Genomic DNA, 15,070 nt, shown 5'->3' with positions numbered 1-15,070 from the left:
ACAATAATTTTGAACCATTTACGTGATTTTACTTAACAATATACGATATCCAATCAATAATAAAAGGACAATATTATGAGCTTATTAGGGAATTTAGTGTCACAAGTCGCTCGTAGTGCCATTGATCCAGAAGACGCCCAGAGTAATCCTATTAATCAGCGTATCACCCCTCGGCGTACTGGTGGCCTTGGTGATATTTTAGGGGGAGTTTTGACCGGAAGCCGCAATCAACCACGCGATTATAATCCACAGCAATATGATCGTCAGCCAGATAATGGTTTTGGTTTAGATGATATCTTAGGTGGTCTAGTGGGTGGTAATAAGCAGGGTAATGCTAGTACGGGCTCTGGTGGATTGGGTGATATTTTAGGGAGCGTATTGGGTGGTCAGCGTAATAGCAGCGGCTTTGGCGGCAAAGGCATGCTAGTCGCTGCACTAATGCCAATGGTACTGAGCTGGATTCAGCGTAATGGGGGCCTGAGCGGCGCGCTATCAAAAATAACCGATATGGGCTACGACAATCAGGCACGCTCTTGGATGAGCAATCATGAATTAAATGATAATCTTAATCCCAACGAGGTTAACCGTCTGTTTGATGAAAATGAAATTCAACAAGTAGCAGCGAACACTGGTGCTAACGATATGGAAGTGCGTCAAGGACTGGCTGAATTATTGCCTGAGGTGATGAATCAGTTGACTCCTCATGGTAACTTAGACAATGAAACAGAGGCCAATCAAGAAATTGATCAAATTATAAGCCAATTATCTAGCCGTTTAGGTACCCTACAATAAACAAGTCTAACTTGAACAATATATAATTTAAATTCAATTATTTTATAAAAAAAGCACGTTTAATGACGTGCTTTTTTTATGCTCTATATATTATGACCACCATGCATTATAGCTAGTGTTGTAATATTATTAGAAATAATGATTACCAATATTCTTTTCGATCAAAAATCATTTCACCTAGATAATTTGTTAAAAATGGTGAACGTTAGAGAATAATAATAATAATCATTATATGATGACTATATAATTAATTTAATATTACTTCATAACTGCTTTCACCTTAATAATATTTTTATTCTGTAATATGGAAGTTTTACAAGGGGTAACACTCATGCCATTTAAGCTTATTCCTGCTGCAATTGCAGTGTTAGTTGGTTTGATTATTTGGTTTGTCATTCCTGTTCCTGATGGCGTCACGCCCAACGCGTGGCATATGTTGGCATTGTTTATCGCAACCATTGTGGCCATCATCGCTAAAGTCTTACCGATTGGTGCCATTGCAATTATTGCAGTGACATTGGTAGCAGTTACAGGAGTGACTAACGAGAGCCCACAAGAAGCCATTAGGGATGCGCTATCAAGCTATTCTAGTCCTTTAATTTGGTTGATTGGTATTGCAGTCATGATCTCACGCGGTTTAATAAAAACCGGTTTAGGTCGGCGTATTGCTTATTATTTTATTTCTATCTTCGGTAAAAAAACTATTGGCGTTGCTTATTCATTGACAGCTGCAGAGCTGATAATTGCGCCTATTACCCCTTCTAATACCGCCCGAGGTGGTGGTATTATTCACCCTATTATGAAATCCATTGCCCAAAGCTTTCACTCAACGCCAGAAGAAGGGACAGAAAAAAAGATTGGTCGCTATTTGGCAATGGTCAACTATCACGCCAATCCGATTACCTCAGGCATGTTTATTACTGCTACCGCACCCAATCCATTAGTGGTCGATCTGGTTAATAAGGCAACCGGTGGCGATCTCCAACTGTCATGGACGACGTGGGCAGTGGCGATGTTTCTACCAGGAATACTGTGCTTAGTATTAATGCCATTGGTTATTTATCTGATTTATCCGCCTGAAGTAAAAGCGACGCCCGATGCCAAAAAATTTGCTAAAGACAACTTGGCAGAAATGGGTCATGTCAGTACTCAAGAAAAAATCATGCTCGGTGTCTTTGCCCTTATGTTGCTCTTATGGGCAAATATTCCGGCGCTTATCTTTGGTGCGCAATTCAGTGTGGATGCTACTACGACCGCCTTTATTGGCTTGACGACGTTGATATTAACGGGTGTGCTGACTTGGGATGACATACTCAAAGAAAAATCGGCATGGGATACCATCATTTGGTTCGGTGCGCTGATTATGATGGCGTCGTATCTCAACAAATTGGGTTTAATCAGTTGGTTCTCAGGTAACATTGAAACCATGATTGGTATGACGGGTGTCGGTTGGATGGGCGCAGTAGCAATTTTGACCTTAGTCTATTTATATATCCATTACTTTTTCGCCAGTACCACTGCTCACATCACTGCGTTGTTTGCCGCTTTTTATGCCGTAGGATTAACCCTAGGTGCACCGCCAATGTTGTATGCGCTGATACTTGCAGCAGCAGGTAATATCATGATGACCTTGACTCATTATGCAACCGGTACCGCACCGGTTATCTTTAACTCAGGCTATGTGACGTTAGGGGAATGGTGGGGTATTGGGGCGATAATGAGTGTGGTCAATCTGGTAGTTTGGATTGGCGCAGGACTGATTTGGTGGAAGCTGCTCGGATATTATTAATAATCATTAATGATGGGTAGTAATTTTAAACGATTTCTGAAAATATACGCTAAAAGCGCTCATCTAAGTTATCCAGAGTATAGCGGAGCGCCTGAAAGCAAATATCAGTATTAAAGCCGCGATATTGTAAAAATCGTAGCTGTTTTGCTTTGTCTTTTTGCTCAGTAGGTATGTCATCACCGTATTTTTTGATACGTGCGCTCACTGCTAGCTTAAGCCAATCAACTCCCTCAACTAAGCTATCGCTGCTGTCATCAATAAACTCGCTAAATTCATCGGACTCTGCATTTGCCATATCAATCAGCTCATCGATATTGCCCGGCATGGCGATTTTTTTATGATAAAACTCCTGCTTAATACGACCTCGGCCACGACCCTTACGAATACTTTCACGGATCAGCATTAGGATGGTACGGTAATCGCTTTGATAGCCTTTGCTGTCAAACTCCTCTAGTAATATATCAATCTGGTCGGGGTCTTGCTCTTTATCAAGTAGCTTCTGCTTGAGCTCCGCCTTGCCATATTCACGCCGCGATAAATAATAAAAGGCCAACCAACGCAAACGGCTCTCGGCTTTGATTGCGTCTGTTTCTGCTTGGCGCTGTTCGGGAGTACGCAAATAAGCTTTAAGCGCAGAGGGAAGATTGTCTACTTCTTCACTTGTCGTATCCGCTGCTGAGTTAGGGTTCACTTTTAAAGCGCTATCAGTAGCGTTTTCATTATTATGCTCATCATGACCCTCACGTTTTACCTCCGCAAGCATCTGTTTGATACTTTGCGCTTTAGGATGCTGATAGCTAGGTGCATCATTAGGTTCAACCGTAAATTTTGAAGCAGGATGAAAGCGTTTTTGGCGTTTTTGGCGTTTTTTGGACTTTTTTGTGGAGGATCTAGATGAGGAAAGGGTAGTAGTAGAGTCATGAGAAGAAACAAACTCATAAATAGAAGCATCATCAATATTAGCGTTGTTAGAAGACTGGTTTAGATTAGAATTTCGATATTCTGCGTTTGATTCAGCAGGGGTTTTATTTGTATGGTTAGTTGTTTTAGAGTATTTTTTTCGTTTGGCATTTTTTTGTTTAAATTCAGACGAGCTAGCCGAGTCAGAATCTGACTCGGCTAGGATTTCGGCTAAGGTTTTAATCTTCATAACAGTCAGCCAATAGTCAATAAAGGGTAGATGGTAAACAGTTACTGTACCGGTGCTGCCTCTAATTCTTTATCAGCTTTTAATTCTTTATTGGTCTTAGCTGCATCTGGTTCTTTACTGTCATTGGGTACCCCCAATTTTTCAGCGCGAATTTTGGCTTCAATTTCTTCAGCAATTGCAGGATTTTCTTTCAAAAATATTACTGAATTGGCTTTACCTTGACCGATTTTTTCATCGCCGTAGCTATACCATGAGCCGGCTTTACCCACCGCGCCAATCTCAACGCCTAAATCGATGACTTCTGCTAAATGATTGGTACCTTCACCATAAGTGATTTCAAATTCAGCTTGACGAAATGGCGGTGCCATTTTATTTTTGATGACTTTAACCCGGGTTTGGTTACCGATGATTTCATCACCGTTTTTGACCGCACCAATACGGCGAATATCCATACGTATAGAGGCGTAGAATTTAAGCGCATTACCACCAGTGGTGGTTTCTGGGCTACCAAACATAACGCCAATTTTCATACGAATTTGGTTAATAAATACCACCATACAGTTAGAGCGCTTAGCGTTACCGGTGATTTTACGTAAGGCTTGGCTCATCAAGCGGGCTTGTAGACCCATATGCGAATCGCCCATCTCGCCTTCAATCTCGGCACGCGGGGTCAAAGCGGCAACTGAGTCAATCACAATCATATCGATAGCGCCTGAACGCACCAACATATCGGTAATCTCAAGCGCTTGCTCGCCGTTATCAGGCTGAGAGACCAATAGGTCATCAGTCTTTACCCCAAGTGCTCGAGCGTAGACTGGGTCTAGTGCATGCTCAGCATCGATAAAGGCGCAAGTGCCGCCTTGTTTTTGACACTCTGCAATCGCTTGTAGGGTCATAGTGGTTTTACCAGAGCTTTCAGGACCATAAATCTCAACGATACGACCTTTAGGCAGGCCACCAATACCCAGAGCAATATCTAATCCTAACGAACCGGTTGAGACCACATCTACATCTAATGCTGTAGAATTATCACCTAAATGCATAATAGTGTTTTTGCCAAATTGCTTTTCAATTTGACCTAACGCCGCTTTGAGTGCTTTGGCTTGATTGTCGTCCATACTGGATTCCTTGTCATCAATAAGTAATTTGGATACGTAAACTATAGGGGTTTGTGTATTGGATAGTGACTTTTATATTAAATAACGTATGTTGAATAATGTATATTTACGATACTAGTCATCCTAAATTGTCAGATGAAATCAGTCTTGAAAAGTTATAGGGTAAGTGGTAAAGGAGAGGTTCTAAAGAGTCATACTGAGCATATCATCTTACTATACCGTAAACATAAATAATAATAGAAGTAAAAAAAGTCCATAATGAGTAAGCGTAACGCTAGATTTATAACGTATTAATCATCGGGTAGCTGTTTGATTGGATGAGGTAATTATACCAAAAACTATAGGCAACGTCAGGGATTGGTACACGCTAAGCGACAGTGATTGTCGTATGGTATTGTTTATATTAAAGGGGTAATAAGTATAAAAATCTTAAAATAACTATCACCTGTTGCAATAATTTTGAAACAACTATTAGAGCCATTTGTCAATAAGATTCTAAGCTGTCCTCAACAAATAATTCAGCTTTCTAGGTAACGCGTGAAACATAGAAATTGCTAAAAATTAATTAAAAAAAATTAAAATTAAATTGGTTGTATTCTAAATACTTTCTAAGTTATTGATTTTAATGATATTATAAGTTGTATAAAAAATAACCAATTTTACCTTAACCTATAAGCTGCCAAGGCAAATACGTGTCAAGTACCGACTTATCCACATAGTTATCCACAGCTTATGGGGAGAACTCATACAGCCCTTATACTATAAAGGTTCGCGCCTAGAGTAACCGTTATCAAAGCGCGCCGTAAGGTTGGTCTGGTCTTTCTTAAAGGAGTCCTTAGTCGGCATACAAGGTTGATTTGAGTATGTTTCACACTTTATCTGCTCGATTACCATTATGATAAATTAATACTACATTATCAAATGAAGCTAAATATAAGCAAATAAGGCAAGGCCAACATAACACCATTACTAATAAATATAATAAGTAAAAATAGCAAGGCATATTATAGTGTTGCTTCATTAAAATATTAATCCGGAAAGCCCATCTAAAAAGACCAACCAAGCTACAAGTCCAAAAATTTTAGTGATAGCTAAAGATATTCTATGAAAAAAGTAAAACGGTAAAAGAGGGTGGATCTATCTTAGTAGAGGGTCTATCTTAGTAATAGCATAAGAAAATCGGGTGTTGGTTATATGCCCCTACAGCAAGCCAAGCGAACGATGTCGTTTTCTTTATAATAATTTAATATCAGTTTGATAAAATCCGCTTAATTCCGTTGTTCACGAACTTTTAAAATACTCGTTTATTTTTATTGTTATAAAAGCGCCTATATAAATAATTTGAAAATGATAAACTATAGTTTGCTATTTATTAGCGCACTATAATGTTTTACAGAAGATAAGGTTATTAGTACCGGTAACTGAATAAAAAAACGGCTGCATAGGGCAGCCGCTGGTTTTAAATGCTATCAACAACACTCTTGTTTTTATTCTTTGGTATAAATTAAATCCCATACCCCATGCCCACGGTCTAATCCACGGCGTTCGAACTTAGTCATAGGACGAAAGTCGGGGCGCGGAATAAAATGACCGCTACCTGCTTGATTACTTAAGCCTGCAAAACCATCTAATACCTCAACCATCCAAAAAGCATAATGTTCCCAGTCTGTTGCAGTATGAAACCAGCCGCCAACTTTTAGACTACGAGTGACGATAGCCATACGTTCAGGGTTAACGAAGCGGCGCTTATAGTGGCGCTTTTTTTGCCAAGGATCAGGAAAATAGAGTTGAATACGATCGATATGATTTTCTGGTAGTTGTTTGAGCAGTTGAATGGCATCGCCATTGATGATCTTAATATTGGTCAGATTTTGAGTGCCGGCCATGTAAGCACATTTGCCAATACCGGGCTCATGGACTTCAATACCTATAAAGTTACGTCCTGGATCAGCAGCTGCCATCTCAATCAGCGAGTCACCAAGCCCAAAGCCAATCTCTAATGTAAGCGGCGCGTCAAACCCATTAGGTGTAGTAACAAATAAAGATCGTAAATCATGAATATCGTTAAGATTACCATCACCGCAGCTATTGTTAACCAAATACTGTGCAAATGCTGGATCAGTCAGCGCTTGCTCAGCATTTTTATTCATGTGCGTACGCCGCTTCATAAAGGTATTGACGATACGTATATGTTTGCTAGGATCTGACTTTAGCTCAGTGTCTGTATCCATCTCAGTGGCTTCAGGGTCACTTGTCTCATTGCTAGTGCTAGGCAAGTTTAAATTTTGGCAGTCAGTAAGGTTGACCTTATCATCTGCGGGCGCGTCATTTTTGATACAGGTATCGGTGTGAGGATATTGACTCATAAGATTAATTGGGCTTAATAAAGTGGCGAATATGTGCTTATTATAAGTCAAATGAGTGCCAGTGTGAATGTACAATATTTTAGCGTATTATTAGAGCGTGTTGAACATTCATAAGAAGTTGAGAATTAACGATCAATAAGCAAAACTATTGTCATCTACTCTAAACGCATCATATCTAACATTCGTTAACATGTACATCTGTCTTAGCGTTATCATATAATAAGTGATGCTGATTTAATTTACGATAGCCTATTTATTAATAGCCAACAGAGCCTACTGCCATGTTATTTATCGAGACGGATTCGCCACCACCGTTTTATCAAGAAAAGCTGACGCCCACTAAGCGTAAGCAGCTGGACCAGTGGTTTATCGGACATCGGACACAAAACTATTATCTCAAGCGTTTTGAGCAGTTTGATAAGCAAGGATATCTATCACCAAAGTGGCATTGGGCAGCGTTTTTTATCACCTTTCCTTGGCTTCTTTATCGTAAACGCTACATGGATGCGTTGGTATATAGCGTTGCTGGCTGGTCATTTATTCAGCTCAACATTGTGATGACACTGGTGTTTTTTGAGTTCGCGGCAATGTCATACATTCCGGACGCTTATCAAATGGCAACGCGCGTCGGTATTGCAGCGGTGATTTGGTTTTTTTGGGCGTTTATGGTGGCGCGCTGGACGGATGCTTACTACTACCGGATGGCGCGGCGCGAGATTGCCGATGCGATTGATGATAATCCGCGCGATGAGGCGGCGCAAAAAGACCATCTAAAACGTGAAGGTGGGGTCAGTTTATTTGGCTTGGGATTAGGGTTTGGGTTCTTTGCTTTTGCGATGATGGTAATTTATGTACAGTTTTTACCCATTATCGCTAAGCCAAAAGAGAATGAGGTGCTATTTAATACTTATGATATCGCCAAAACCACGCAAAATAAGGTGGCATTACTCTATCAGCAGACTGGGCGATGTCCTGTTGATTTAACACTGAATATCGATGAGCAGCAGGTGCGTATCCAAATTGCTACCCAAGCAGCTGGTGCGCCTAAAGCAGACTGTGCGGTATTGGCTACCATTCAAAATGTTAAGTTTCCAATACGCTACCTTAATGATCAGACGTTGATGTTTTATCATAATGTTGATGATAATAGCTGGCGCTGTACGAGCTCGCTTAACGAAAAACAAGCGCCTGCTTACTGTATTGACAATTAGGCTTTGTTATTTACTAAATACGGCTAAATGCTCATGGCTAGAAAATGAGCGTTTAGCTGTATTCAAGTTTTAAAGCTATTTGATAGTTATTGGATAGCTATTAAGTTTTAGGATCAGTCGCTATAGTCTCATCTGGCTCATCTTCCACTGGAGTGGCTTGGTTTTTTAGCACCGTATAAAAATTATCTAAATCCATCTTCCGTGCTTTATCGATATCTTCATCGAACAAGCTTTCAAGCTCTGCCATTGCTGATTGCGCAGATTCAATCATTCGCGCCTCGTCATCATAGATAGCTTGTTGGCGTTCAAGTAAATCATCGTCATAATCACGAAATGTTTGAATGGTTTCGCGCGCTTTTTCAGGTGAGATACCGAGCAACTGTAGTGACTCGCGTGACATATCTAAAGATGACAAATAGGTTTCGCGCCAAATATGACGTACGCCTACTTCCCGTAGTCGATAGTAATGCTGACGATCCCGGGCACGGGCCAGCACAATTAAATTAGGGTAGTTTTTACGGAGGTACTCAGCGGTAGTTATAGAACGCTCTAAATCATCAACGGCAATGATAAATACGCGGGCTTTACTGATACCAGCTGCACGTAAAATTTCGGGGTTTTTTGGGTCGCCATAATAGACTTGGTTACCGAACTTACGGACGAAATCTACTCGATTCGCTGAGCGTTCAATGGCGGTAAATTCAATATTATGCATTCGCAGTACGCGGCCAATGATCTGACCGACCCGCCCAAAACCGGCAATAATGACCGGATGCTCATGGTCAGGAATGGTATCGTATTCGCGGCTGGTTTTACGCTTAGCAAATGAAGGTTCACCGATTTTCTCTAATAATAAGAAGGCCAGTGGCGTGAGTGCCATAGAAATGGTGACGATAAGATTGAGTGTATTTGCCAGTTCAGGGTTGAGTACATTTTGGGCGGTTGCCACACTGAACAAGACAAAGGCAAACTCACCGCCTTGAGCTAAGGTGACCCCAAGCCTGATACTGGTTGGCCAACGATTGCCAGATACTTTTGCAATAGCGGTAATCACCGCAAACTTGATTAGCATTAAGGCGATCGCACAACTGATGATAAATATTGGCTGCGCCATGATAAGTTTGACATCGGTAAGCATACCAACCGACATAAAAAATAGCCCTAAAAGTAGCCCTTTAAAGGGTTCAATACTGGCCTCTAGCTCATGGCGATACTCGGAATCGGCAAGCAGCACACCAGTCAAAAATGCGCCTAGTGCCATAGACAGGCCAATTTGTCCCATCAAAATTGACACGCCCATCACAATAAATAGGGCCACAGCAGTCAATAACTCTGTTGCACCACTGGATGCCACAAACTTAAAAAATGGCCGAACAACATAACGACTAGCAAAAATCAGACCTGCAAAAACTGCAAAAACCTTGGCAAAGTAAATCAGATCGTAGCTTTGTTCACGTACTCCTGATAAAAACGGAATGACGGCCAGTAGTGGAATAACAGCGATATCTTGAAATAGTAAAATGGTAAACGCTTCGCGGCCATGTGTGCTGGACAGCTGCTGCTTTTCAGTGAGAATTTGCAGTACAAAGGCAGTAGAGGAGAGCGCTAAGCCAAAGCCAACAATAAAGGCGGTATCTAAATGTAGGGAGAAGAATTGATATAAAATTCCCATTAATAGTATGCCGGTAAGTCCGACTTGCAAACCACCTAGCATAAATATAGAGCGCCGTAGCGCCCATAAGCGCGAGGGCTGGAGCTCAAGACCAATGATAAATAGCAACATCACCACCCCAAATTCAGAGAAGTGAAGTAAGCTTTCGGCGTCGCCTGCCACATCTAAAGCGCTTGGTCCTAAAATTAGTCCCGTAATCAAATAGCCGAGAACAGTCGCAATACCAAAACGTTTGCCCAGCGGTACAAAGAGCAGCGCGGCACCCAAAAAAATAGTGGCTTGTAACATTAAATTTGGTGAGCCGGCGGCGGCAGCGAACATATCAGCTCCTAAGCAATCAATATAAACCGTACAACAATAATAAAAAAGTCATTAAAGTAAGCTATTTTTTACGATAAATCTTCCAGACTCCATTGTCTGCTAGCGGATTGCTATATGCATCATTACGCCGCTTTCTTGGGGTTTGCCGGCTATCGATAATTTTAAAATCAGGTAAAGCGTGAACGATAAGGCCGGTACGATAAAAACGGATGCGTTCAGGCTCTAATAGCTCACCTTTATGATCTCTACAGAAAACATAGGCTCGTAAGTCAATGAAATCCCTATGGGCGACTAATCGCGCCTCATCATCATTATCAAATACTGTTGCCATGCGCTCAAGCTCTGGAGCGCTGTAGTCACCACATTTATCGGTTAACGCGCCAACTGAGCCAAAACTTTTAGACTCTTTGGCACGGGTCTTAGTCAAATGTAAACGTTGAACATGATAGATAAATTGCGGAATCTCAAGGCTGGCAGGTAGGGGAAGATGATCGGGTGGCAGGTAGGCCGCAGGATAAAAAGCCAGCGCCCGTTCAATTAGATTTTGCCACTGGCACTGATAGGCTTGGACTTCTGCTAAGTTACCTGCATAGATAGGCATATCTCGGACTTGGCGTAAAATATCAGGCGGGAACTGCTGGTCACGAAAGCTGGCAATGTCTTCTTGCAAGGTTGATAGTAATATTTTGGCGTGCTTTTTACCCTCTTTTGATTCAGGGTCATCAATATAACCGTCTATAGGGCTGCTACTATAATTGGGAGCAACAAATGGAGCTGAGCGTCTAGACATAGCAAAATTTCATCAGGTGGCGTGTAATAAATAATTCAAAAATATAGGCAGTACAAGGGTGATATAACTATTAGGTTAATTTTTTACCATTTTTGACATCCTAACACAACGCAATAAATCAGCGTGAGTTTAATATTATTTTAATAGTACTAAAGTAGCCCCATCAATAAAACTGATAAATTAATGTGAATGACCATGATGGCCACCGGTATCGCTAACGGGACGCTCTGATATATCACAGACTAAAGCATCACTGTGGCCTTGCGTGTGTGGATGCGACAAGCTTTCAACTTGAATGGTCGCATGACTGATACCTAAGTCTTGTAAGCGCTGCTCAAGCTCCGCAATCATCAAGCTTGCTTCATGAATGCTCATCTCACTATCGACAACGACATGGCACGATAGGGCATTTAGACCGCTGGTGATGCTCCAGACATGCAGATCATGCACTTTTTTCACTTGAGAGTGGTCAACTAAGCGCTGCTCAATGGTTACTAAAGATAAGCCTTTAGGTGTGCCTTCCATAAGTATATGTACCGAGTCGCGCATCACGCGGTAGCCACTGATTAATATCAGCACCGCAACGATAACCGAGGCTGCTGCATCTGCCCACACCCAACCAAAGGCCATCATTAATAAAGCCGCGATAATGGCTGCTACTGAGCCCATCAAATCACTTAATACATGTAAATAAGCACTTTGCATGTTCAAGTTAGCTGGTTTTTTAGTCTGAGTAGTTGCCGATGGCTCTGTATTTTCAGAGTCAGCGTTGACTATATTTGCACTGTGATCATGTCCATCACTTGCACCGTGATCGTGTCCATCGCCGCTACCACGATGCATCAGCCAAGCGACCAATATATTTACCAACATACCAATAGTGGCAATAATAAGCATACCTTGAGTGGCAATATCCGGTGGCGAGTTAAAGCGCTTAATGGCTTCATAAAAGATCATCAGCGCAATAATGACCAGAGTCGCACCATTAACACCAGCTACTAAGATTTCAAAGCGCTTATAACCAAAGGTCTTTTGATGGGTAGCCGCTTTTTCGCCAATTTTAAATGCCATCAAAGTGGCACCTAGCGCTACCGCATCACTAAGCATGTGGCCAGCATCCGACAGTAGCGCCAAGCTACCGGTCAACCAGCCGCCTATCGCCTCGATAAACATATAGCCAGTAATAATAATAAAACTAAACAATAGGGTACGCTGGTAGCCTTTGGTGTCTTGTGGCGAGACGTTATTTACTGATGGCTCACTGTGGTCATGGCTTTCAGGACTGGGATTTTTTGGACTCATAACAACACTCAAGACTATAAAATTAAGATGATAAAATTCAAAACGGACAGTATATGCAGACTACAATAAAAACTGTAACTACGGTATAAAATAGCAAAAAAAAGACTCGTTTAGCGCTATAAATTGCTAAGCAGTCTCACTCAATATATCCACAGAATTTAGCATATTTAGCAGTGAGAAGCTGTAATGGCGAAGTAAGCATAAGTATAAGCGGCTAAGACTTAGTGACTGGTACTACCAACCAACAGGGTCAATATCCAAGGTTAGCTTTAAATATTTGGTACTGGGCAAAGCCAGCACCGGCTGCCACCATTGATTTAAAATATGATGTAATTGGCTGCGGTCTTTAGCCAATAGTAGCAATTGCGAGTGGTAACGACTGTTCTTTTTGCTCATCGGCGCATCAATCGGGCCGAGTACTGCCAAGTTATGAGGCTTTGGCAGAGCAGCAATAGCATCGTTTAGTGCTTGAGTGGTAGCCGCTAATGTTTTGCCTTCGCAGCGAATTAAGGCAGCATGACTGTAAGGTGGTAGGCCCATCATTTTGCGCTCTTGTAGGAGCTCTCTTGCAAATGATAAATAACCATCTTTTACTAATTTCAGTAGCAGGGGGTTGTCAGGCTGCAAGGTTTGAATCAATACTTGTCCAGCTTTATCGCCGCGTCCAGCGCGTCCAGCAACCTGAATCATCAGCTGCGCGGTATGTTCCGGCGAGCGAAAATCAGCGGATAAAAAGCCGCGGTCGGCATTGGGCAAGCAGACCAGGGTTACATTGGGGAAATGATGGCCTTTAGCGACCATTTGGGTGCCAACTAAGATCGCGGGCTTGCCTTGATTAATACGCTGATAAATATTCTCCCAGCTGTCTTTACGGCGTGTGGTATCACGATCAATTTGAATAATGGGATATAGGTTTTTACTGGTTTGTGGATTGGCAAAGATAGCATGGAGATTTTCGCTAAGTCTTGTGGTTCCCATACCTTTGGCATCTAAGTTTTGACTGCCACAATCTGGACAAGCAGCAGGAATATAAGCTTGCCAATCGCAATGATGGCATTTTAAATATGAGTTATGATTAACCTGACTGCTATAGTGCACGGTTAAATGGGCATCGCAGCGCGGACAGTCTGCTTGCCAGCCACAAGCATCGCATAGTAAAACAGGAGCATAGCCGCGCCGATTTAGAAAGATTAAGACTTGGTCGCCAGCTTCTAAGGTTTGCCGAATGGCGCCAATGAGTATATCGGTCAGACCGGTATCGTAACGGGCACCATCATCTTGGGTTTGTTGATGGGTGCTTTGCAGTCGCGCGTCAATCAGCTGCATAGTGGCTGGTTTGGCATTGCCGGGTCGGGTACGCAGTTGGTATTCTACTAGCTTGCCATCATCGACCAGCTTGAGGTGTTCAAGCGTCGGGGTAGCAGTACCAAGTACTACTGGAATTTTCGCTTGCAGTCCACGGTATAGCGCGACATCAGCAGCATGATAACGTAAAGTATCTTGTTGTTTATAAGAGGCATCATGGGCCTCATCAACGATAATTAATCCTAAATCTGCAAAAGAATATAACACGGCTGAGCGCGTACCAATGATAATTTGTGCATGACCGGTACGGCAGTCTTGCCACCCTTGCATCCGGTAAGTATTGCTCATACCTGAATGTAACAATACAATCTGGGCGGCAAAACGGCTGGCAAAACGCGCACGAGTTTGTGGGGTAAGTCCAATCTCCGGCACTAAAATAAGTACTTGCTTACCCGCCTCTAATACTGCTTGCATCGCTTGCAAGTAAACTTCAGTTTTACCACTACCCGTAATGCCATTTAATAGAAATCCGCTATAGTGACCCATTTCATGAGCAGCAATAATAGCCTCGACGGCAAGCTGTTGCTCAGCATTCAAGTCTAAGGGCATTTTGGCTAGTTTCACTAGGGACGGGGCAGTTTTTGGCTGAATGTAGCGTTCAATCAGTCCTTTATCTTCGAGTGTGATTAAAAATGCCCGCTGCATGCCCTCTAATAACAATACCTCTTCACTTGCCCCGCGTCTGCCATGCAATTTGAGCATATCAAACTGCTGCTTTTGCTTATTGGCATTAGCACGAAAGTCGTCATCACTGACGTTTGGCAAAATCCGCCAATGGGTAATAAGCAAATCTAATGGTTTACCTTGACGTATTAAGGTCGGCAACATTACTGCTAGTACATCACCGAGGGGATAATGATAATAACGTGCTAGCCAAAAGGCCAATGCCAGCATGCGCTCATCTAAGACAGGTGTGTCATCTAAGCAGTGGTTGATAGGTTTAAGCTTGTTACTCGGTACACTGCTATTGGCTTGAGTAATATGTGCGATGACAATACCGATTAAGGTCTGCCGTCCAAATGAAACTTCCACCCGACTGCCGATGTCAGGCAAAGTAAGGCTGTCTGACGGTAAGTTATAGTCAAACACCCGATAAAGGGGAACGGGTAGAGCCACTTGTACCAACATAAAACGCGCTCGTAGTCTCTCATAGTTAGGATAATGAAGAGGTTAGGGGAATTAAGATAAATTAGG

Annotated in this window: 10 protein-coding genes; 3 read left to right on the top strand and 7 right to left on the bottom strand. The window is 42.1% G+C overall.

Annotation, left to right across the window (positions count from 1 at the left end):
- The first annotated feature begins 75 nt into the window (after positions 1-75).
- On the top strand, positions 76-792 hold the full coding sequence (locus AAEY88_RS05190; protein WP_350560037.1) for a YidB family protein: 717 nt from the start codon (positions 76-78) through the stop codon (positions 790-792).
- 331 nt (positions 793-1,123) lie between these two features.
- Positions 1,124-2,581, top strand: a complete 1,458-nt coding sequence (locus AAEY88_RS05185; RefSeq protein ID WP_350560035.1) for an anion permease — start codon at positions 1,124-1,126, stop codon at positions 2,579-2,581.
- Positions 2,582-2,630: 49 nt separating this feature from the next.
- Here the strand turns inward: AAEY88_RS05185 and AAEY88_RS05180 are convergent, their stop codons facing one another.
- The 3 genes from AAEY88_RS05180 to trmB all read right to left on the bottom strand — a co-directional run bounded on the left by AAEY88_RS05180 (position 2,631) and on the right by trmB (position 7,080).
- The gene (locus AAEY88_RS05180; protein WP_350560033.1) at positions 2,631-3,731 is read right to left on the bottom strand and encodes a regulatory protein RecX; all 1,101 of its coding nucleotides are present in this window, start codon (positions 3,729-3,731) and stop codon (positions 2,631-2,633) included.
- A 41-nt stretch (positions 3,732-3,772) separates the two neighbouring features.
- Positions 3,773-4,849: a recombinase RecA gene (gene recA, locus AAEY88_RS05175; RefSeq protein ID WP_350560031.1), complete on the bottom strand. Its 1,077-nt coding sequence runs from the start codon at positions 4,847-4,849 to the stop codon at positions 3,773-3,775.
- 1,487 nt (positions 4,850-6,336) lie between these two features.
- The gene (gene trmB / locus AAEY88_RS05170) at positions 6,337-7,080 is read right to left on the bottom strand and encodes a tRNA (guanosine(46)-N7)-methyltransferase TrmB (RefSeq protein ID WP_407074427.1); all 744 of its coding nucleotides are present in this window, start codon (positions 7,078-7,080) and stop codon (positions 6,337-6,339) included.
- A 416-nt stretch (positions 7,081-7,496) separates the two neighbouring features.
- Between trmB and AAEY88_RS05165 the strand changes: the two genes are divergently transcribed.
- Positions 7,497-8,426, top strand: a complete 930-nt coding sequence (locus AAEY88_RS05165; RefSeq protein WP_350560025.1) for a DUF2628 domain-containing protein — start codon at positions 7,497-7,499, stop codon at positions 8,424-8,426.
- Positions 8,427-8,526: 100 nt separating this feature from the next.
- Here AAEY88_RS05165 and AAEY88_RS05160 read toward each other — a convergent pair whose 3' ends face one another.
- The 4 genes from AAEY88_RS05160 to AAEY88_RS05145 all read right to left on the bottom strand — a co-directional run bounded on the left by AAEY88_RS05160 (position 8,527) and on the right by AAEY88_RS05145 (position 15,004).
- A complete protein-coding gene (locus AAEY88_RS05160; protein WP_350560022.1) occupies positions 8,527-10,419 on the bottom strand; it encodes a monovalent cation:proton antiporter-2 (CPA2) family protein in 1,893 nt (630 codons plus the stop codon).
- Positions 10,420-10,480: 61 nt separating this feature from the next.
- Positions 10,481-11,209, bottom strand: coding sequence for a hypothetical protein (locus tag AAEY88_RS05155; RefSeq protein ID WP_350560019.1), 729 nt, complete (start codon positions 11,207-11,209; stop codon positions 10,481-10,483).
- Between the two features lie 180 nt (positions 11,210-11,389).
- Positions 11,390-12,511, bottom strand: coding sequence for a cation diffusion facilitator family transporter (locus tag AAEY88_RS05150; RefSeq protein ID WP_350560016.1), 1,122 nt, complete (start codon positions 12,509-12,511; stop codon positions 11,390-11,392).
- A gap of 234 nt (positions 12,512-12,745) precedes the next feature.
- Entirely contained in the window at positions 12,746-15,004 is a 2,259-nt protein-coding gene (locus AAEY88_RS05145) for a primosomal protein N' (RefSeq protein ID WP_350560013.1), read from the bottom strand.
- Between the last annotated feature and the right edge of the window lie 66 nt (positions 15,005-15,070).

It is taken from the genome of Psychrobacter sp. CAL346-MNA-CIBAN-0220, assembly GCF_040309805.1.
GTDB lineage: Bacteria > Pseudomonadota > Gammaproteobacteria > Pseudomonadales > Moraxellaceae > Psychrobacter.
Note: the sequence above shows the minus strand (reverse complement) of the source record. Positions and strands in the feature narration are given on the sequence as shown.